Here is a 21,575-nt window from a genome sequence, read left to right as displayed (position 1 = left end):
GTTGTTATCCCGATCTAATGTCTGGCGGTCTTTATTCTTTATTCTTTATTCTTTATTCTTATCCCGAAATCAGGTTATTTATAATTGATTTTATGATTCAGCTCTAAAGGATTATTTTCTTCAAGAATGGATTTCTGCGCGTTCCTGATCATTTCATTCATATCCTGTTCATTTCCCTGAGGATCCGTAAATGTGACCTTTTTGGCAGTTTTGGAATTCCATGGGTCATTGTAATAAGATTTTCCAAGGTTATCATATTTTGACCAATCGATTGTAACGGTTTTCTTTCTTGCGTCAAACCAGTCGCCTCCTTTTTTTATTTGCACTAAATTAAATGAATAGTCATGTTCCGTGTCTTCAATAGAAATAATTAAACCGGGCAATCCATGGAACACATACGGACCGTCATTAAAAGGCAATTCTGTCGTAAACCAGGCGGTCCAGTTTCTGCCGCCATAATTCACTTCTGCTTTTTGTGCTTTATATTTTCCTATTGTTTTTTTCTCTGATGAAATTTTCCAATTTAATGGCTCATCAATAGGAAGAAGATAGTTGGCCCGTAAATACGTAATAATTTTATCTGTTTTATTATTGCTGATATCTTTTTTAATGTAAAACTGATTTTCAACTCCCATTTTATAGCCTCCATGTTTATTAATGAACATCAGAGAATCAGCTTTTTTAGCCATTGATTCCCGAAAAAAAGAAGTATTATTCTCAAAGTCCAAAATCATATGATCCGTAAAAATATCTTCAGGTTTCTCTTTAGCTGATCTGTATTTGGTTTCGTAAATAAAACTAAACTTCTGTGAAAAGCAGAATGTTGACAGTAATAAAAAGAATACTATAAATTTCAATTGGTGTGTTGTTTTCATAAAATGTTAGGTTTAGGCTGAGATTTAGGCTGAGGCTGAGAAACGTCAATGCTCAATGGTCAATTTTGCTTCGCAAGTGAATATACCATACTGAATCCCGAGACCCGAAACTCTCAAACTCGTAACTTTAAAACCCGTACCCCGCAACAGCTTCCTACTTCGCTTTAGGCTTATACAATTTATACATCAAAAACAGGAATGCCAGCCATATCGGAATTAAAATCACCTGAATTTCCATGCCCGTAATACTCATCAATACCAAAATAGTCAGTAAGAATATAATGCAGATGTAATTCGAGATGGGATAAAATATGGAAGGAAATGAAGTCTTCACCCCTGCTCTGTCTTTTTCTCTTCTGAATTTCAAATGGGTGTAGCAGATCATCAGCCAGTTGATAATTAAGGTAGAAACCACCAAAGCCATCAGGTACTCAAATGCTTTTTCCGGAACCAGTTTATTGATGATAATACAGATTCCCGCGAAACATGAAGAAATCAGAATTGCATTGGTAGGAACACTGTTTTTATTCAGCTTCTTTAAAAATTTCGGGGCATTTCCCTGCTGAGCCAATCCGAAAAGCATTCTGCTGTTGCTGTAAACACTGCTGTTGTACACCGATAAAGCCGCCGTTAAAACAATCAGATTAAGGATATTGGCAATTAATACATTGAAATGGATGGTATTTCCAAAAATATTCAGTGAGAAACCGTTCAGATTCTGGAAAACCATTACAAACGGGCTCGTCCCTTCTGTAATTTCTCTCCAGGGGCTTAATGCAAATAAAATAACCAGAGCTCCAACGTAAAAAATCAAAATTCTGTAAATAACCTGATTGGTAGCTTTTGGAATTGTTTTCTCCGGATTTTTTGCTTCTGCAGCTGTTATCCCAATAAGCTCCAGCCCTCCGAAAGAGAACATGATCATTGCCATAGCAGCAAAGAGTCCTGAGAATCCGCCTTCTCCTTTATTAAAGAATCCTTTGGGAAAAAATCCGCCGTCGTTCCACAGATTGGAAATGCTAGCTTTCTCTCCTCCGGTTCCGCTTAACAATAAATAAATCCCGAAAACAATCATCCCGATGATCGCGACCACTTTGATGATGGAAAACCAGAATTCGGTTTCTCCGTAGACTTTCACGGAAGCCAGGTTTAAAGCATTAATGACGATAAAAAAGAATAAACTGGAAACCCAGAGCGGAATTTCCGGCCACCAGAAGTGAATATAATGCCCGATAGCCGTCAGTTCAGCCATACTTACCAGAATGTAAAGAATCCAGTAATTCCAGCCGGAAGCAAAACCTGGAAAATTTCCCCAGTATTTATAGGCAAAATGACTGAAACTTCCTGAAACAGGCTCATGAACCACCATTTCGCCAAGCTGACGCATAATAAAAAAGGCGATAATTCCTGCTAAAGCATATCCAAGAATAACGGATGGCCCGGCTAAAACTGCTGCAGGCCCGATTCCGAGAAACAACCCGGTTCCGATAGCGCCTCCAAGGGCAATTAATTGAATATGTCTGTTGGTTAATCCTCTCACCAGAGACCCGTCATTAGGCTCCGTTTTCTGTTCAGTATTCATACTATAAATTATGCTCTAAATATATAAAACTTTAGAGAAATCACGTTCTACAGAGTCGCAAGAACTTTCAAGAGATTCAGTTTTAAAGGATTAAAAAGTAAAAACGAAGTATTTCTTTATAAATATTCCTCAGGAATTGAAATATTATTCTTTTTCATGTACTCTAAAAGCGACTGATACCGGTCTTCGTTCCCATCATTTCCGCATTTGTGCGAGATGCTGCAGATATCAGAGGGTTTGATTTCCAGAATATCCGAGATCTTCGTAAGAATTTCCAGATTGATCTTCACTTTAGAATTTTCAATATCCGAATAGGCCTTTTGGGAAATGCCCATTTCAAAAGCCATATACTCCTGCGTAAAGTCTTTGCTCCTACGGATTTTCCTGATATTTTGACCACATACTTTCATCGTTTTTGTTTTAGTAGTTTTCGGTATAGTTTAGAAGGATAGCTACTAGCCTTAGACAAAGTTAATAAATACCTTTGGCAAAACATTATACACGTTACATGATATTTATTTTTTCACACAATTCAGAGGTTAATACCATCTGATTTCAGAAGATACATATCACTTCGGTACAACACTATTGGAATTATGGAGACGCAAAAATTCAATTATGACAATAATATTGTCAGAGCATTCCTGTATGCTACTATCGTATTCGGTTTAGTTGGTTTTCTACTGGGACTTTCAGCCGCACTGATGCTTTTCTACCCTGAACTGCCTGAGTTTTTATTCGGGACAGATGATACCACGATTCAGAGTCTGAGAAGCGGAAATATCCAGGGACTGATCAACACTCAGGGTGCCATGGGATTCGGAAGGATCAGAATGCTGCATACGAGTGCCGTTATTTTTGCTTTTGTATGTAATTCCTTCTTCTGTGGTGCCTATTACAGCATGCAGAGACTTTTAAAAACAAGAATGTACAGCGATACGCTTTCATGGATTCATTTCTGGAGCTGGCAGCTGATGATCGTGGCCGTAGTGATCACGTTCTTAATGGGAATCAATACCTCTAAAGAATATGCAGAACACGAATGGCCGATTGACATCCTGATTACCTTCTCATGGGTTATTTTCGGAATCAATATGTTCGGAACCATTGCGAAAAGAAGGGTAAGACACCTTTATGTAGCCATCTGGTTCTATATCGCAACATGGATTGCCGTAGCAATGCTGCATATCTTTAATAATCTTGAAGTTCCCTTATCATTCACAAGCTGGAAATCCTATTCCGTATATGCCGGTGTAAAAGATGCACTTGTACAGTGGTGGTACGGCCACAATGCTGTAGCATTCGTACTCACAACACCGGTACTGGGTCTGATGTACTATTTCATGCCGAAAGCGGCACAGCGTCCTGTATTCTCCTATAAATTATCCATTATTCACTTTTGGTCGCTGATCTTCGTATACCTTTGGGCTGGCCCTCACCACCTTCAATATACGGCGCTTCCGGCATGGGCTCAGGCCGTAGGTACGGGATTCTCTATTATGCTGATCGCTCCGTCATGGGGAGGAATGCTGAACGGACTTCTTACCTTACGAGGAGCCTGGGATAAAGTAAGAGAGAATCCTATCCTTAAATTCTTCGTCGTAGCAATTACCTGTTATGGTATGGCCACTTTCGAAGGACCTTTATTAGCTACAAAATCTTTAAATAAAATCGGGCATTACACCGACTGGGTCATCGGGCACGTACATTTGGGTGCGCTTGGATGGAATGGTTTCATGGCTTTCGGGGTAGTCTATTATCTGATCCCGATCATGTGGAGAACCCCGTTATGGTCTAAAAAATTAGCCAACTGGCACTTCTGGCTGGGAACATTAGGAATTATCTTCTATGCAGTTCCGATGTATATCTCAGGATTCACCCAGGGATTGATGTGGAAACAGTTCAATCCGGACGGAACCCTATTATGGAAAAACTGGCTGGATACGGTAACTGCGATCATTCCTTACTTTAAAATGAGATTCTTAGGAGGTCTTCTTTACCTTTCTGGAGCTATTTTAATGGTAATCAATGTGATTAAAACCGTAAGATCAGGTTCATTCCAGAAAAACGTTCCGGCAGAAGCTCCCGCATTGGCAGATATCGGAACCGCAAGAAAAGAAGGTGAAGGCGTACACCTTTGGCTGGAAAGAACACCAAAACTATTATCTATCCTGGCTTTCATTACCGTAGCCATCGGCGGATTAATAGAAATCGTTCCGACCTTATCATTAAAACAAAGTGTTCCGACGATCACCGCTGTAAAACCCTATACACCGCTTGAACTGGAAGGAAGAGATTTATATGTTCGTGAAGGATGCAACTCCTGCCATTCCCAGATGATCAGACCTTTCCGTGATGAAATCGTGAGGTTTGAAGGAAAAAACGGACAGTATTCCAAAGCGGGAGAATTTATTTATGACCGACCATTCTTATGGGGATCCAAGAGAACCGGACCGGATCTTCACAGAGAAGGAGGCAGAAACCCGGATTCATGGCATTTCAAACATATGTACAACCCGAGAATTACCTCTGCAGGCTCCATTATGCCGCGTTTCCCATGGCTGATCACGAACCAGCTGGACCGTACTCAAATGGTGGCCAAGATGAAACTGATGAAAAATTATTTCGATGTTCCTTATTCCAAGGCGGAAATAGATTCTGCCGGACAATGGGCAGACAACCAGTCCAAGGCGATTGTACAGAGAATTTATTCTGAAGCTACCGATGTGAAAGATCAGATGGAAAAAGAAAAAATGGCAAAAGGAACATCATATGTTCCGCTTGAGCAGAGAGAAATTGTAGCGATGATCGCTTATCTGCAAAGATTGGGTACCGATATTAAAACCACACAGATCCAGACCGCAAGTGCTGAGTAACCTATAAAATTGTACTGCAATGAAAAAGAGAACCCCGATTTCAATATATATCGCAACAACGATAGGCTTAACGATCATGGCGTTTGAAATGTTCGCCGGAGATTCAGGTTATTTTTCCTCGCCGTTTTTCTGGGCGCTTATCCTCATCGCTGTCATTCTTCTCCTGATCATGAACTCAATTGGAGATCTGGTGGAAAATGAGAGTTTCAACAGACTATCAGAGGAGGAAAAGAAAGAGTATTTAGCAGAAAAAAACATTCCGTATTACCAGAAACTTTGGAATTCTGCATTCAAGAAACAGTCTGCTACAGAAGAAAAAGACATCCTTATCGATCATGGTTTTGACGGAATCACAGAGCTTGACAATTCATTGCCGAAATGGTGGATAGGTCTGTTCTGGTTCGGATGTATATTCTGTGTGGTGTATCTGATGGCTTTTGCCTTCACGGAATACGCTCATCCTGAAGCTGAATATGACAAAGAAGTGAAAACCATGCTTGCTTCCATCGAAGAATACGAAAAAAACGCCCCTCAGATCAATCTGGAAAATGCAAAATACAGCGCCGATAATATCGCTGAAGGCCAGGAATTATTTAAAACCAACTGCGTTACCTGCCATGGTGACGGTGGAAAAGGAGGCATCGGGCCGAATCTCACAGATACCCACTGGATCAATATCAAAGAAAAAAGTCTGTTTAAAAATGTCTTCTGGATGCTTGAAAACGGCTCTCCCAATAATCCTACGATGCGTCCTTTCATCAAAGACGGAACCATTACAGGAAGAGATGCTGAGAAAATTGCAGCGTATATCTATCACATCAACCAGGAAACGGCTCCTATCACTCCGGCTCAGGGCGGTGCCGCTGCTCAGGGTGAAGAAGTGAAATGGGAAAACGGAAACAATTAGTTTTAATAGTCTGGAAGTTTGAAGCTGGAAGAGGGAAGTTATTGAGGTCGAAAGGAAGACTTAGAGAACCATTTATTATTTTTTTTAACCAAATCATTAAATTTTAAAACAACAATCAAAATGAGTGGACAATATGAACTTCCAGCCTCCCTCTTCCAGCTTCCAGCCCTTTAAAACTTAACAAAAATTTATTATCTCCATATATTCCTTGCCCCCTTTGAACTAAACCAACATTTGAATTTCATTTTTGCACACCTTTTCAACGTTAAAAATGACCATAAAAGGGGGCTTTTTAAAGAAATAAATCCACGCCCTGGCTGCTGTCATCAACTATTCACTTGACAACTACTCAACTAAATTCCATAATCAGGCAGCCAAGGCAGGATTTTTGCACTTGCATAGGATACCACAACAAAGAGCTAATAAAATAGTATTCTTATCTTTGTTAGAAACCCGATTGCATTTGAAAAGAAAAATCAACAAAAGAAAAATTTTAAAGCGTATTGCAATAACCTTTATTTCGATATTGGTTTTTCTTACCCTCCTGATATTAAGTCTGAGGCTTCCCGCCGTTCAAAATTTCATCAAAGACAAACTGGTTGTCTATCTTGAGAAAAAAATCAAGACCCAGGTAAGCCTGGAACGGGTTTACATAGGATTTCCCAACAGCCTTGTAATGGAAAACCTCTACCTTAAAGGACAGGATGTGGACACGCTTCTGGCCGTTAAAAAACTGGATGTGGGTTTAAATATGCTGAAACTGATCAGCTCTACAGCGGATATCACTTCGGTAGATCTTCAGGGAGCCCGCGCCAATGTGGTACGGAAACCGAACGGAACTTTCAATTTCGATTATATCATCAATGCTTTTGCGACCAGCGACAAAGAGGAAAGTCCTTCCAAGCCTTTTATTATTTCTCTTGATAAGATTAATTTAAAGGATATTGGCGTGACATTCAACGACCAGCAGTCGAGGAATGACATTCAGTTATATTTCAAATCATTTGATACAAGAGTAAAAACTTTTGATCTCAATAAAAATACCTATGCCGTTAATGACATCAACCTTGACGGGCTTAAATTAAAATTAAAGCAGGATCTTCTTGAGGAAGTGTCTAAAAAAGTAGAGAAAAAGGTAGATTCACTGAATGATAAAAAGCCGATGAATATTGGCTTGAGAGGAATCAAACTGACGAATTTCAATATTGATTACGGAGATGACAATACCAAAACTTTTGCTAAAGTTCTTTTCAAAGAATTAAGTACGAAAGTCAATAAACTGGATCTGGAAAATAATGCTTTCAATATTTCCAATGTTTTCCTTTCGGGAGCAGATATTAACGCCAATCTTTATCTTCCTGCGCAAAACGCCAATCCGAAGGACCCAAAAGAACCTGAAGTTTCCAAAGTTTCAGACAAGGATAAAGCGATGAAAGTGATTCTCGGAAAACTGGTGCTGAATGATGTAAAAGCCGTGTACAACAACACCGCAATTGCTCCCACAAAACAGGGAATGGATTTCAACCACATGAATTTTTCTAAAATGAATGTGGAAGTAAGAAATTTCAAAATGGAGAACAATACGTTTGCAGGAACGGTAAATTCAGCAGAAATTAAAGAAGGAAGAGGCCTGGATATCCAGAAATTCAATACAGATTTTGTCTATGAAGAAAAACAGGCTTACCTGAAAGATCTTTATCTGCAGACCCCGAAAACGCTGATCCGTGATGAGGTGATTTTAAATTATGAATCCCTTGATCAGCTGACTTCCAATCCGGGTGCTGTAAAAATTTCAGCCAATATCAAAGATTCCAAAATAGGTTTCGCCGATATCCTGAATATTGTTCCGACTTTACGAAATACGGCTCCATTCAATAAATATCCGAACGCGATTCTGAATGTGAATGCCAATGTTCAGGGAATCGTCAATGATTTACTGATTAAAGATCTTAAAGTTTCAGGCCTTGACCAGTTGAGAGTAGCTGCATCGGGAAGAATCAAAAATGCAATGAAACCTGAAAATCTGTACTATGATCTCAGAATCGGAGAATTTTCAGCAGAAGCTAAAACGGTTTACAATCTGGTTCCGAAAAACACCATTCCATCCAATATTTCCCTGCCTTCCCATTTCAGTATCAAAGGAAGTGCAAAAGGAACAACAAAAGTGGTAAAGGCAGACCTGAACCTCTACTCTACTCTTGGAAACGCGGCTATCGTGGCAGATGTTGATATGAGCAGAAAAAACCGCGAACTGTATGATGTAAAAGCTAATCTTCAGGCCATTCAGGTCGGAAAGATTATCAAGAATAAGGATGTTGGAGCCGTTACTGCTCAGATTTCTGCAAAAGGTGAAAGCTTTGATTTTAAAAATGCAAAAGCAGATCTTAAAGGTCATGTAGCATCAGCTGTTTACAAAGGATACCGCTACCAGAATATGGATCTGACGGGTAAAATTAATAAAGGGGTTTACAATATCGTTCTCAACTCAAAAGATCCGAATGCAAATCTGAATTTAATAGCTTCGGGAGTTTACAGTGAAAAAAATCCTACGGTAAAGATCAATGGTGAAGTGATCAAACTTGATGTGAATAAACTTGGATTCTATGAGAAACCCATGATTATCGCAGGAAAGATCGACGGAGATTTTTCAAGCCTCGATCCGGATGCACTGAACGGCTATTTAAACTTAAAAGATTTCGCGTTTTCAGATACCAAAGAAGTGTATCCTGTGCAGGAAGTGAATCTGAAAGCGTCTTCTACACAGGATTCCACGCAGATCATTTTCAATTCTCAGATTGCTGATGTTTCATTAAAAGGAAAATATAAACTGACCCAGATCTTCGGTGCTTTAACGCAGACAATCAATCAGTATTATCAGTTCCAGAAGCCTGCTAAAGGACAGAAAATTGATCCGGGGCAGTTTTTCACCTTCAATGCCAAGATCAAAAATGATGATCTGATCAGGAAATTTGTTCCGGAGCTGAAAACTTTTGAAACGATCAATTTAGCAGGAAATTATGATGCGGATTCTCAAAAAATTGAAATAGACGGGCAGATTCCGCAATTATTATATGGTGAAAATTCGCTGGAAAATGTAGCTTTAAAAGTGACCAATGAAAATCAGGCGTTACAGTACAGTCTCAACGCCGGTTCTTTAAAAAGTTCCAGTTTTACCCTGAAAAAAATTGCTGTGACCGGAGATGTAGCGGATAATACCATCAATTATAATATTACCACCAAAGACGACAAAGATGCTACGCAGTTCCTCATTGCAGGAAAGGCCAAATCGCTGAATGATATTACAGAAATATCTCTGAACCCGGATGGTTTAAAACTTAATTATTCGGACTGGAATGTTGCTGAAAACAATAAGATCCAGATCAGCAGCAAAGGGATTTTAGCAGATAATTTTGTTTTGTCCAATGGAGGAAGTCAGATCTCACTTCAGTCTGAAACTGAAAGTCCGGCCAGTCCTTTGAATGTTGCCCTGAAAGATTTTAAAATAGAAACCATTACCGAACTGATTAAAAAAGATACGGTTCTGGCCAAAGGAACCATTAACGGAACGGCTCAGCTTCGTAATGTGACAAAAAATATGACCTTCACTTCAGACCTTAACATCACAGATCTGATCGTGTACGGAAATGCGGTTGGAAATCTGGCGGTTAAAGTGAATAATTCTTCACCGAATATTTTAAATGCTGATGTTGCCCTATCCGGCAATGATAACGATGTGAAAATTCTTGGAGACTACAATACTTCTTCAAGCACATTTGATCTGAATATGGCGATCAACAAGCTTCAGATGAAGAGTGTTCAGGGCTTCTCCATGAATGCGATAACAAATACCGAAGGCTATATTTCAGGGAATTTAAAGATCACAGGAAATACAGAAAAACCGAATATTTTAGGTAAAGTAAAATTCAATGATGCAGGGCTGGAAATTGCCAAAACCGGCAGTGATTTCAGAAAACTGAATGATGAAATTGACTTTACGAACCGTGGTATTGAGTTTAATAAATTTAAAATCAACGACAAGGACGGAAATTCTCTTGTGATCAACGGGCAGGTTCTTACGCAGACGTACAGAGATTTCGCATTCAATCTTGATGTGAATGCCAAAGACTTTAAAGTCGTGAATTCAGAAAAATCCAATGACGCGATGATGTATGGGATTCTTGCCATTGATGCAGGACTTCATATCCGCGGAAACCTAGATCTTCCGAAAGTGGACGGCAGACTTTCCGTTTCTGATGATACTGACTTTACTTTTGTCCTTCCTCAATCGAGTCCTTCTGTACAGGAGAGAGACGGAATTGTTGAATTCATTGATCAGGATCAGGTTGTTTTAAACAAAACCGTTAAAGCCGATTCTCTGAAAGCCCAAAGCCGCATCAAAGGAATGGATGTGAGTGTGAATATTGAAGTGAGTAAGGAAGCTAAAATGTCCATTGTGATTGATAAAGCTAACGGAGATTTTGTAAAACTTCAGGGTGAAGCAGAACTGACGGGCGGAATTGATCCTTCAGGAAAAACAACGCTTGTAGGGGTTTATGAAGTGGAAAAAGGTTCTTATGAACTTTCCGTAAGTCTTCTGAAACGTAAATTTGATATCCAGAAAGGAAGTACCATTACGTGGACCGGTGAACCGACTGCCGCGATTATGGACATCACCGCTGTATATAAAACGGAAGCTGCACCTATAGATCTCGTTGAGCAGCAGGTAGCCAACGACGGATCCGGGAATACCATTAATCAATACAAGCAAAGAATCCCTTTCAATACCTTATTAAAAATGAAAGGTGAGCTTCTGAAACCTCAGATCAGTTTTGATATTACTACGGATGATAAAAACAATGCAGTTTCTTCGGAAGTAGTCAGTACTGTTGAGGCAAAACTTACCCAGCTCAGAACTCAGGAGTCAGAAATGAATAAGCAGGTTTTTGCGCTTCTTCTACTGAATCGTTTCATTGGGGAAAATCCTTTTGAATCCGGCGCGGGAATGTCGGCTGAAATGATGGCCAGACAAAGTGTGAGTAAAATTCTTTCGCAACAGCTGAACAATCTTGCCTCAGGTTTGATCAAAGGAGTGGATATAGACTTAGGTCTTGATTCTTCTGAAGATTATTCCACCGGAGAAAAAAATACCCGTACAGATCTGAATGTTGGGGTAAGTAAAAAATTACTGAATGACCGTCTGAAAGTTTCTGTAGGTAGTAATTTTGCCCTGGAAGGGGAAGCCCGTCAAAACGAAAATACGACCAACATTGCAGGAAATGTAACGATAGATTACGCATTGTCTAAAGACGGAAGATATATGCTCCGTGCGTACCGTAAAGATGAATATCAGGTAGCGCTTCAGGGGCAGATCATAGAAACGGGAGTTGGTTTCATTATCACTTTAGACTATGATAAATTCCGTGAGATTTTCCAGAAATCCAAGAAGGAGAGACGTAAAAAAGAAAACAAGAATAACCAGGTGGTAGAATTTAAATAATGAAAAACAGATTGAATATATATTGGAAATATGCGTTCGCGTCGGTATTTGCCGCTGTCAGTCTTTCCTGCAGCAATACAAAATATCTGAAGCAGGGCCAGATGCTTTATACCGGAGCGGAAGTAAAAATCCAGAACGACAGTCTTCCCAAAAAGGAAAAGAACGAGCTTAAAGCTGCGCTGGAGGAAAATCTGGTTCCTAAACCTAATTCTTCTATATTAGGGCTTCGTCCAAAATTGTATTTCTATAATATTGCCAAAGAACCTAAAAAAGATAAAGGTTTCAATTACTGGCTAAAATATAAAGTAGGTGAAAAACCTGTATTATTGGGAGATGTAGACCGTGAATTCAACAGAAAAATCATTGAGAATTATTCTGAAAACAAGGGATATTTCAATGCAAAAGCCACGTATGATACGGTTTCTAAAAATAAAAAAGCACAGGTAATTTACACCTTAAGACCTGGGGCAAGATATTCTGTGAGCAATGTGAAATTTCAGCAGGATTCTTCACTGGTCAATAAAGAAATTCAAAGTCTGGCCAACAAAACGCTGCTTAAATCCGGGAAACCTTTCGATCTTGATGTAATTAAAAATGAAAGAGAGAGGATAGATAACGGCTTAAAAGAAAGAGGATTCTATTATTTCAGTCCGGACAATATTATTGTTCAGGCGGACAGTACGGTAAGCAAAAATCATAAGGTTGAACTTAACGTAAAATTAAAAGAAGATACCCCGGATCTGGCGACTGATCAGTTCAGCATCGACAAGGTGATTGTATTCCCGAATTATAATATTCAGGATGTAAAAAGAGCCAAATACAGCGTTCCTATGAATCCTGATTCGCTTTCCAAATATGCATACGAAGACATTTACGTCATTGATCCCAAGCATAAATTCAAGCCGAAAATCTTCGACAGGGCATTATATTTCAAAAAAGGAGATCTTTATAACCGAACGAATCATAATCTTACGCTTAACCGTCTGATCAGTCTGGGGGTTTTCAAATTTGTGAAGAATGAATTTATTGTTTCGGATTCTTTAAAACATCAGTTTGATGCGTATTATTTACTGACCCCAAGACAAATTCAGTCGCTGAGACTGGAAACTTTGGGAAGAACCAATTCTGCCAACTATGCCGGTAGTGAGCTTAACTTAAACTGGACCCACAGAAACTTTTTCAGAGGAGCCGAACAGTTTAAAGCAGCTGTTTACGGCGCATTTGATTTCCAGATGGGAGGTCAGGAAAATGCACAGAATCTTTTCCGTGCGGGAACCAATGTTCAGCTTTCTATTCCGAGAATTGTGGCTCCTTTCCGTTTCAATTCTTCAAGTGCTTTTGTTCCGAGAACAAATATTACTTTAGGTTATGAGTTTCAAAACCGTACACAGTTTTATACTCTTAATAATTTTACGGCTTCCTTCGGATATGTTTGGAAAGAGAATGCCAGAAAGGAACATGATCTGAAAGTCATTGATATTACACTGGTTTCTCCCGCTAAAGTAACAGAAAAATTTTATGAGCAGGCCACAACGCCGGCAGCACGAAGAGTGGTTGAAAAGCAACTTATTTTCGGGCCTACTTATTCGTACACCTACACCAATACGATGTTGTCTAAGCCCACCACTATTTATTATAAGGGTACATTGGATTTAGCCGGAAACATTACAGGTTTGGTGACCGGAGCCAATGTTGAAAAGGGAAAAGAAAAAAAGATCTTCGGAATTCCTTTCAGCCAATATGCTAAAATAGAAAATGACTTCAGGCTCTATCATAAATTTACAGAGAAAACTTCGCTGGCTACCAGATTTATCGGAGGAATTGCCTATCCATATGGAAATTCAGAATTCATTCCTTTCTCCAAACAGTTTTTCTCGGGAGGAAGTAATAGTATCCGTGCCTTCCGTGCAAGAACTTTAGGTCCCGGAAGCTTTGATCCGCGAACCATTCCACCGGGAACTTTATTGGATCAGGCCGGAGATATTAAACTGGAATTAAATGCAGAATACCGAGCCAATCTTTATAAATTTTTAAATGTGGCAGTCTTCGCAGATGCAGGGAATGTCTGGTTAATCAATGAGGATAAAGACAGACCGGGTGCCAAATTTTCAAAAGATTTTCTGGATGAAATTGCTGTTGGAGCCGGAGTTGGTCTAAGACTTGATTTCTCTATCTTAATTTTGAGGCTGGATCTTGCGATGCCATTGAGAGTTCCTTATTATGAAAAAGGCGACCGATGGGCATTTAACCGGATTAACTTCGGAGATTCACAATGGAGAAAAGATAATTTAGTTTTAAATATAGCCATCGGATATCCTTTCTAATATGATCAATACAATCAAATTTTTCTGGGAGACTTTAAAAGAGACTTTCGACGAATGGAACAATTCTTCCGCATCAAAAGATTCGGCAAGTTTAGCCTATTACGCGATTTTTTCTATCCCGGGACTATTGATTATTATTATCTGGATTGCCGGGAATTTCTTTGGTGAGGAAGCCATCCGTGGAGAAATCAGTAATCAGATCGGCGGATTGATGGGAGCTGATGTGGCCAAAAGTATTGAAGGAATGATTGCCGGAGCTCTTATTGACAAACAGAATATTTTCATGAAAACCGTAGGAATAGGATCTTTGGTTTTTGGTTCCACGACTCTGTTTTTTCAGCTGCAACATACTTTAAATACGCTTTGGGATGTGGAAGCGGCTCCTAAAAAAGCATTAATCAAATTTCTTCTGGACCGCGCAAACTCATTGGGAATGATTCTTATTCTAGGATTCTTACTGATGATCACAATGATTTTATCTTCAATGATCAGCCTGTTCAACAACTGGATCACCAACTATTTTGGTCTTGAGACCTATATGCTGGTAGAGCTCGTGAATTTTGCCATCGGTTTTGGTCTGGTTATGCTCTTGTTTGCACTGATGTTCAAAGTACTTCCTGATGTAAAAATCAGCTGGAAACCTGTATGGAAAGGGGCTTTACTGACTACCATCTTATTCACACTGGGTAAATTTTTACTGAGTCTGTATTTCGGTAATTTCAAACCTACATCTACTTTCGGAGCGGCAGGAACTGTTATTTTAATTATGATGTGGATTAATTATTCCTGTATGCTGATCTTTTTCGGAGCCGAGTTTACGAAAGTGTACAATTACAAAAAAGGTTACAAAGTCGTTCTTTCCAAACATGCAAAATGGAGTGCAGCGAAGATGTACAGAGATAGTGCAAAGAAGAATGAATTGGGAGAGAGTTGAGCGTTTCGGGGTACGTGTTGTGAGATGCGAGATTCTCTTGTATCAATAGATGTTTATCATTAATACATTTTACATTTTACATTTTACATTTTACATTTTACATTTTACATTTTACATTTTACATTTTACACTATAAAAAAAATAGCCTCCCAAAAATTTCAGGAGGCTTTATTTTTACATTCTGTTTACCGTTCCTATTCCCAGTAGTTTTAATGATTTTTGTATTGTTTTTGCCGTTATATCGGATAGATTTAAACGGAATTGTTTTAAATTTTCGTCTTCAAGCTTCACTATCGGAGTGCTTTGATTCTGATAGAATGAGTTGTAAGATTTAACCAGATCATACACATAATTGGCTACTAATGCCGGGCTTAGTGCTTCTGCAGCTTTCTCCACCACATTTTTATAATTGACCAATAATATGATCAGTTCTTTTTCAAATTGATTCGCATCAACAGCAGTGACTTCTTTATACTGATAATCAGCCTTTGCCAATAAAGATTGAATACGTGCATAGGTATATTGAATAAACGGACCTGTATTCCCGTTGAATTCAATACTTTCTTCCGGATTGAACAGCATTTTTTTCTTAGGATCCACTTTCAGCATGAAATATTTCAAAGCACCCATACCGATTATTTCATAAGAAGCTACTTTTTCCTCTTCTGAAAGACCTTCCAATCTTCCTTGTTCTGTCGCTTTTAGTTTTGCCGTCTCATGCATTTCCTCCATCAGGTCATCAGCATCTACCACAGTTCCTTCACGGGATTTCATTTTTCCGTTCGGAAGTTCTACCATTCCATAAGAAAGGTGGAATAGTTGATCTGCCCAAGAATATCCCAGTTTTTTCAAGATTTTAAATAAAACCTGGAAGTGATAATCCTGTTCGTTTCCTACTGTATAAATTAATTTCTGAATGTTATTTTGTTTAAAACGCTCGACAGCTGTTCCCAAATCCTGAGTCATATATACAGAAGTTCCATCTGAACGCAACAATAATTTTTGATCTAAACCTTCATCTGTAAGATCACACCACACAGAACCATCTTCTTTCTGATAAAGAATACCTTTGTCCAGTCCTTCCTGGATAAGATCTTTTCCTAAAATATACGTATTGCTTTCGTATTGAATCTGATCAAAATCAACACCTAATCTTTTGTAAGTTTCACTAAAGCCCTTATAAACCCATGAGTTCATTTCTTTCCACAGATTTCTTACTGTTTCATCGCCACTCTCCCAATCCAAAAGCATTTTTTGAGCTTCTATAATGGATAGAGCTTCTTTTTTGGCCTGATCTTCTGTGGAACCCTTTGCTACAAGTTCTGCAATTTCTGTTTTATAGTTCTTATCAAACTCTACATAATAATTTCCTACAAATTTATCGCCTTTTGTATTCGTTGACTCCGGAGTTTCTCCTTTTCCAAATTTTTCCCAAGCCAGCATTGACTTACAGATATGAATTCCTCTGTCATTGATAATTTGAGATTTGATCACATCATAGCCTGCTTCTTTTAAGATCTGGGCTACAGAAAATCCTAATAAATTATTTCTAACATGTCCAAGGTGAAGTGGTTTATTGGTATTCGGAGAAGAATATTCCACCATTACCGTAGAATTTTTCTTTTCTATAGTATCGAAATCGCTGCTCACAGATCTGAAGTTATCCACAAACAGCTGGTTTTTTACCTTAACATTAAGGAAACCTTTTACTACATTGAAACTTTCGAACAGGTCAGAGTACTCCGTCAAAGCTCCTCCCAATTCAATGCCAATGCTTTCCGGATTTTTTTTCAGCTGTTTTACCAGCGGAAACGTAACGATGGTAAAATCCCCCTCGAATTCAGTTTTGTTTTCCTGAATTTCCAGATTGATTTCTTTCAGCTGATATACGTTCAGAATAACCTCCGAAAGCTTCTTTTCTATAATATCTTTAATATTCATGTGTATCTATTAATTTTTTAAGACTATGGGAAATAGTCTTTTTTCTTCAAAATTTTAAAGTACAAATATACGGAAATAAAAAAACCGCCCGAAGGCGGTTATTTGAATATGAGTAACTATTTTTTAGTTGATATCCCAGAATATTTTTGTTGTCAATCTATCACCACCAATTGCAGCACTGGCAGCAGCATAGTTGGTACCATTCGTTGTAGCTTCAGCCGCAGGATACTGCAACCTAACCGGAACTTTACCATCTGCGTTAGGAATTGCTGTAGCAGGAGCTACTAATTGAGGATAATCTAATCTTCTGAAGAAATTCCAAGAAGTGATTGCCTGATTATACATCGCTACCCAAGCCTGCTCCCCGATAGATTTTTTCCAGTTTGCTGCATTGTACGGATGTGCTGCAATGTATGCAACTGCATCGGAAGCTACTCCCCAATCCGTGAAAGAAGAAGTAATAGCATCAGCGTATAATGTAGCAGGGGCACCTCCAATTCCCCATCTTGCAGCAGCTTCAGCACGATAAAACAATACTTCTGTACTGCTCAGAATCACTCCAGGTGTAGTAGCTGTATATGCGAATGCTCCTGCATTTGAAAAATCCGCAAATTCTCCTGGTGTTCCTATAACCTGACCAATATAGTCTCCATCCACATCTGTATAATATTTGCTGATTCTTGTGTCATTGTTAGTATTCATATAATCAACCAATGTCTTTCCTGCAATAAAATCATCTCTGGAACCAGTTTCCTGGAACATAGGATTTTCGTTTGGAGAGGCCCCAAGATATTGGAACTGGCAATTATCACTGGACAACGTGATCACTCCACCTGCTAAAGCTTGATTTACAGTATTTTGCGCTAAAGATGGATTAACATCTGCCAAAGCGATCCCCAATTTAAGTAATAATGAATTTCCAAATTTTTTCCATTTTCCGATATCTCCTTTATAGTAAATATCTCCATTACCAAACGTACCTGCGCTAGCCGACAGATTATTTATGTCTGCAGTTAATTTGGTAATCAGTGAAGAATAAATATCAGCAGCTTTATCATATTTCGGAAGTGGATAAGCATCTATATTTAATGCTTGGGTATAAGGTATATCACCATAAGTATCTACTAAAACCTGATATGTATAGATTTTCATCATATCAATGATGGCCAGCTGATTTTTCTTTTTACCAGGCCATGTCGTAAGTTCTGAAGGAGTAGGTGTATAGGCATTAATGATCCCTTCTGCCTGATCTAGGTTTTTCAGTACATTCACATAATTGTCAGTCCAGACATTATTGGATACGTTTCTATTTGTAAAGTCATAATTACTTTCATTTACGTAAATAGTTTCCGTCCAGTACTGCATGGTCAGCCTAAAGTTGTTTTCATTCACACTAGGCGTGTTCATATAATCACTAAGCTCCTTTTGTGAATAGGTCAGTAAGGACTCCTGAGTTGTATTGTAAAATGCATGGTCATCCAAATTGACATCATCAGTTGTTGAACATCCTACAAACAAAAGCGCTAATATTGATGTTATTATATATTTTTTCATGTTCTTTAGAAATTAATTTTTACATTAAATGAAATGTTTCTCGTAGCCGGCATCGGACCAGATTGATATCCCTGAAGGTTTCCTGAAGACAATCCAGCTTCCGGATCAGAGTAAGGTAAGTTTTTATGCATGATCCATAAGTTATTACCAATTAAACTTACAGACATTCCCTGTATAAATTTAGAATTGAAAAACTCTTTATTAAATTTATAGGTTATGGCTACCTCTCTTAATTTGATGAAACTTGCATCATACACGTAGGCAGCTCCAGGAAGGTCAGTTCCTAAAACCTGGCTGGATTGTGACCTGTCAAGTCTTATCGTATTCGGAATATATGTTCCCGGATTAGTTGGACTCTCCATCACACCTGGTAAAATCACACCTCCTCCTGTAGCAAGCGTATTTCTGATTGGGTTTCCTAATTCATTAAATCCTACTGAATCAGGATATACCCCTGTTCCATATCCGTAAAACTGGTCAAGAGAATATACTTTTCCTCCTTTTCTCCAGTCAATTAAGAAGCTTAATGATAAGTTTTTGTAATTGATCGTGTTATTCAAACCAGCTGTCCAGTCAGCCTGGAAGCTTCCCTGATTGTATGTAGGAGTATCTGTTACAAGATAGGCACCGTTTTCTCCAACAATACGCTGTCCGTTGGCATCGTATACATAATCGGAAGTCCATATTGAACCGTAATCTCCATTAAGAGGGGCATTAATACTTACTCCTCCCTGTGATCTACCCATTGTAATATTTTCAATACCCGGAGCAAGTGCGGTAACTTTAGTCCATGGATTAGACCAGTTTAAATTAAGATCCCAGGAAAAATTGGTTGTTTTAATAGGCGTTACATTAAGGGATACTTCGAAACCTTTTGTAGTAAGCTCACCTGCATTTTGGGTTTTAGCCAATGCACCGTTAGCAAAAGAAACCGGTAGCGGTAAGATCTGATCAAATGCTTTATTCTGGAACCAAGCTACATCAAAACCTACTCGGTTATTAAACATTCTTGCTTCAATACCCACTTCCACATTCTTAAGTCCCTGTGATTTAAGCTCAAAATTTCTAAGTGTAGTATTGTAAGCATAAATAGGAATATCTCCATAAGAAGGTTGAGAGAAATATCTATTCAATAGTTGGTCTGCATTAGTATCCGATCCTACTTCAGCGTATGCTGCTCTAACCTTACCAAAGTTCAGCCAGTTTGCTTTCACTAAATTAGAGAACACAACACTCGCAGATAATGATGGATACCAGTACACTGCATCATTCGTAGGAAGTGCCGTAGATTGATCTCTTCTGTATGTTCCTTCCAAATAGTAGGTATTTTTGTACCCTAAGGAAATCTGACCAAAAACTCCGTAAACATATTTTGAAACGTCTGAAATTAAAGGTCTAACCGGTGAAGAATTTGAATTGGCAACCGTATAAATTCCAGGAATATAAAGTCCTCCCGAAGTTGACTGCTGATTAGAATAAGTTTTTTGTACGTTAACGTTACCTCCTAACAATACATTAACATTAAAGTCATCGGTAATATTTTTCTTGTAGGTCCCAATAAAGTCATAATTGGTTTCAGAAAACTTGTACTGATTCGTAGCATAACCTGAAGGCTGGTCAACAGTTCCGTTTAATCCAAAATCATTTCCAATGTATGAACCAACTGCTTTTCTGTCTTCCGTAATCATGGTGTAACCATCCCTTCCCATTCTTACCAATAGGTTAATGTCTTTATTTACATCATAGCTTAAGCTGAAGTTTCCTGCAAATCTGTCACGAGAGTCATTCTGATAGTTTTCATATCGCTGAAAATACGGGTTATCCCAGAAAGCAGGTGTAAGATCGGTCTGGCTTCTCATGTTCCATGTATAATTTTTTCTGAAAGAATTATACAGGTGCTGCAGATCTTTTATATCTACGTTGGTAGCCCACCATTGTCTGAAATTCGTCATTATATTATCGTTATATCCCGTACTATTTCGTCCAACGGTTTTTTGAGTAATATAATTGGCGTATAAATTAGCGGTTAATTTATCCGTTATCTTGTAAGATGCATTTCCACTGAAATTATTTTTAGTTAAAGAACTGTTCGGCATTATGTCTGAAGCATCCGTATTTGTATAACTTAGACGATAAGTTGCCTGATCATTTCCTCCATTGAAAGCTAAACTGTTCACATAATTGGTCCCGGTATTGAAGAATTTAATCGGTCCGTTCTTAGCCATCTGCCATGGCGTCCTCTGCCCTTCGGTTGGAGATCCGGGAATAAAAGCACCATACTGCCATACCATAGATCCATCATAAGGCGATCCATAGGAAGCATCATTCCCAAAAGCCACTCTTGGGCTTCCCTGATACAATGCAGTACTAAAACTTCTTCCTGTGTATCCTTGCCCATATTGTGTCTGATATTCCGGGAAGGTTGATTTATCTATTGTAGACATCGTGATAGAAGTAGAAAATTCCATCCCTATTCCTTCCTTATTTTTCTTTCCTCTTTTCGTGGTAATAATAATAGCACCATTCTGAGCTCTGGAACCATATAATGCAGTTGCTGCAGCTCCTTTAAGCACGTTAAGTGTTTCTATGTCATTGGGATTGATATCAGATACAGAACTTCCATAGTCATAACCTCCACCACCAGAAGATTGATTTGCAGTATTGATATTCTTATTCATAATAGGAACACCATCTACCACAAAAAGTGCCTGGTTATCACCTAATAAAGATTTATACCCTCTTGTAACAACGTTGATAGAACCACCAAAGTTGGTACTTTGCTTGATCTCTAATCCAGCTACTTTTCCGGATAGGTTATTTAAGAAGTTGGTTGTAGGGTTTTTATTTACGGCATCCCCTTTCACTTCCTGGGTTGCATAGCCGAGAGATCTTTTTTCTCTTTTAATTCCGAGTGCAGTTACTACTACCCCCTCAATTTCCTTTGTTTTTACAGTATCATTCGTCTGTTGGGCGTTTGCAATTGCAACAGATGAGGACAATACTAAAACAAGCAGACTTGTTGTTAGTTTCTTCATATCAAATTTTAATTTTGTGGACTGTACAAATTTGTAAAACTTTCTTAAAA

At 38.6% G+C, this 21,575-nt stretch carries 11 protein-coding genes; 5 read left to right on the top strand and 6 right to left on the bottom strand.

What is annotated here, in order from left to right:
- Window positions 1–74: 74 nt before the first annotated feature.
- The 3 genes from JET18_RS01650 to JET18_RS01640 all read right to left on the bottom strand — a co-directional run bounded on the left by JET18_RS01650 (window position 75) and on the right by JET18_RS01640 (window position 2,867).
- Window positions 75–875: a GLPGLI family protein gene (locus tag JET18_RS01650; RefSeq protein ID WP_202088817.1), complete on the bottom strand. Its 801-nt coding sequence runs from the start codon at window positions 873–875 to the stop codon at window positions 75–77.
- A gap of 154 nt (window positions 876–1,029) precedes the next feature.
- Entirely contained in the window at window positions 1,030–2,457 is a 1,428-nt protein-coding gene (locus JET18_RS01645; protein ID WP_202088815.1) for an amino acid permease, read from the bottom strand.
- A 116-nt stretch (window positions 2,458–2,573) separates the two neighbouring features.
- A complete protein-coding gene (locus JET18_RS01640) occupies window positions 2,574–2,867 on the bottom strand; it encodes a helix-turn-helix domain-containing protein (RefSeq protein ID WP_202088813.1) in 294 nt (97 codons plus the stop codon).
- Between the two features lie 186 nt (window positions 2,868–3,053).
- On the opposite strand from JET18_RS01640, the gene ccoN reads away from it, so the two are divergent.
- From ccoN to JET18_RS01615, 5 genes are all read left to right on the top strand, one after another.
- The gene (ccoN, locus tag JET18_RS01635) at window positions 3,054–5,333 is read left to right on the top strand and encodes a cytochrome-c oxidase, cbb3-type subunit I (protein ID WP_202088811.1); all 2,280 of its coding nucleotides are present in this window, start codon (window positions 3,054–3,056) and stop codon (window positions 5,331–5,333) included.
- A gap of 19 nt (window positions 5,334–5,352) precedes the next feature.
- Window positions 5,353–6,240: a cbb3-type cytochrome c oxidase N-terminal domain-containing protein gene (locus tag JET18_RS01630; protein ID WP_202088809.1), complete on the top strand. Its 888-nt coding sequence runs from the start codon at window positions 5,353–5,355 to the stop codon at window positions 6,238–6,240.
- Window positions 6,241–6,703: 463 nt separating this feature from the next.
- The gene (locus tag JET18_RS01625) at window positions 6,704–11,737 is read left to right on the top strand and encodes a translocation/assembly module TamB (protein ID WP_202088807.1); all 5,034 of its coding nucleotides are present in this window, start codon (window positions 6,704–6,706) and stop codon (window positions 11,735–11,737) included.
- Complete coding sequence (gene tamL / locus JET18_RS01620; RefSeq protein WP_202088804.1) at window positions 11,737–14,061, top strand: translocation and assembly module lipoprotein TamL; 2,325 nt, start codon at window positions 11,737–11,739, stop codon at window positions 14,059–14,061. The genes JET18_RS01625 and tamL overlap by 1 nt, the downstream gene beginning before the upstream one ends.
- Before the next feature lies 1 nt (window position 14,062).
- Window positions 14,063–14,995, top strand: coding sequence for a YihY/virulence factor BrkB family protein (locus tag JET18_RS01615; protein ID WP_202088802.1), 933 nt, complete (start codon window positions 14,063–14,065; stop codon window positions 14,993–14,995).
- Window positions 14,996–15,169: 174 nt separating this feature from the next.
- On the opposite strand, the gene argS is transcribed toward JET18_RS01615, so the two are convergent.
- From argS to JET18_RS01600, 3 genes are all read right to left on the bottom strand, one after another.
- Window positions 15,170–16,936: an arginine--tRNA ligase gene (argS, locus tag JET18_RS01610; protein ID WP_202088801.1), complete on the bottom strand. Its 1,767-nt coding sequence runs from the start codon at window positions 16,934–16,936 to the stop codon at window positions 15,170–15,172.
- 123 nt (window positions 16,937–17,059) lie between these two features.
- Window positions 17,060–18,490, bottom strand: a complete 1,431-nt coding sequence (locus JET18_RS01605) for a SusD/RagB family nutrient-binding outer membrane lipoprotein (protein WP_202088799.1) — start codon at window positions 18,488–18,490, stop codon at window positions 17,060–17,062.
- Between the two features lie 5 nt (window positions 18,491–18,495).
- Window positions 18,496–21,525, bottom strand: coding sequence for a SusC/RagA family TonB-linked outer membrane protein (locus tag JET18_RS01600; protein WP_202088797.1), 3,030 nt, complete (start codon window positions 21,523–21,525; stop codon window positions 18,496–18,498).
- Between the last annotated feature and the right edge of the window lie 50 nt (window positions 21,526–21,575).

Source organism: Chryseobacterium endalhagicum (assembly GCF_016745235.1).
Lineage (GTDB): Bacteria > Bacteroidota > Bacteroidia > Flavobacteriales > Weeksellaceae > Chryseobacterium > Chryseobacterium endalhagicum.
Note: the sequence above shows the minus strand (reverse complement) of the source record. Positions and strands in the feature narration are given on the sequence as shown.

What these genes read in the sequence shown, in the direction of transcription:
- tamL (WP_202088804.1), top strand. Translation starts at nt 11,737, where the DNA reads ATGAAAAACAGATTGAATATATATTGGAAATATGCGTTCGCGTCGGTA.
- JET18_RS01615 (WP_202088802.1), top strand. Translation starts at nt 14,063, where the DNA reads ATGATCAATACAATCAAATTTTTCTGGGAGACTTTAAAAGAGACTTTC.
- JET18_RS01630 (WP_202088809.1), top strand. Translation starts at nt 5,353, where the DNA reads ATGAAAAAGAGAACCCCGATTTCAATATATATCGCAACAACGATAGGC.
- argS (WP_202088801.1), bottom strand. Translation starts at nt 16,936, where the DNA reads ATGAATATTAAAGATATTATAGAAAAGAAGCTTTCGGAGGTTATTCTG.
- ccoN (WP_202088811.1), top strand. Translation starts at nt 3,054, where the DNA reads ATGGAGACGCAAAAATTCAATTATGACAATAATATTGTCAGAGCATTC.
- JET18_RS01605 (WP_202088799.1), bottom strand. Translation starts at nt 18,490, where the DNA reads ATGAAAAAATATATAATAACATCAATATTAGCGCTTTTGTTTGTAGGA.
- JET18_RS01640 (WP_202088813.1), bottom strand. Translation starts at nt 2,867, where the DNA reads ATGAAAGTATGTGGTCAAAATATCAGGAAAATCCGTAGGAGCAAAGAC.
- JET18_RS01645 (WP_202088815.1), bottom strand. Translation starts at nt 2,457, where the DNA reads ATGAATACTGAACAGAAAACGGAGCCTAATGACGGGTCTCTGGTGAGA.
- JET18_RS01650 (WP_202088817.1), bottom strand. Translation starts at nt 875, where the DNA reads ATGAAAACAACACACCAATTGAAATTTATAGTATTCTTTTTATTACTG.
- JET18_RS01600 (WP_202088797.1), bottom strand. Translation starts at nt 21,525, where the DNA reads ATGAAGAAACTAACAACAAGTCTGCTTGTTTTAGTATTGTCCTCATCT.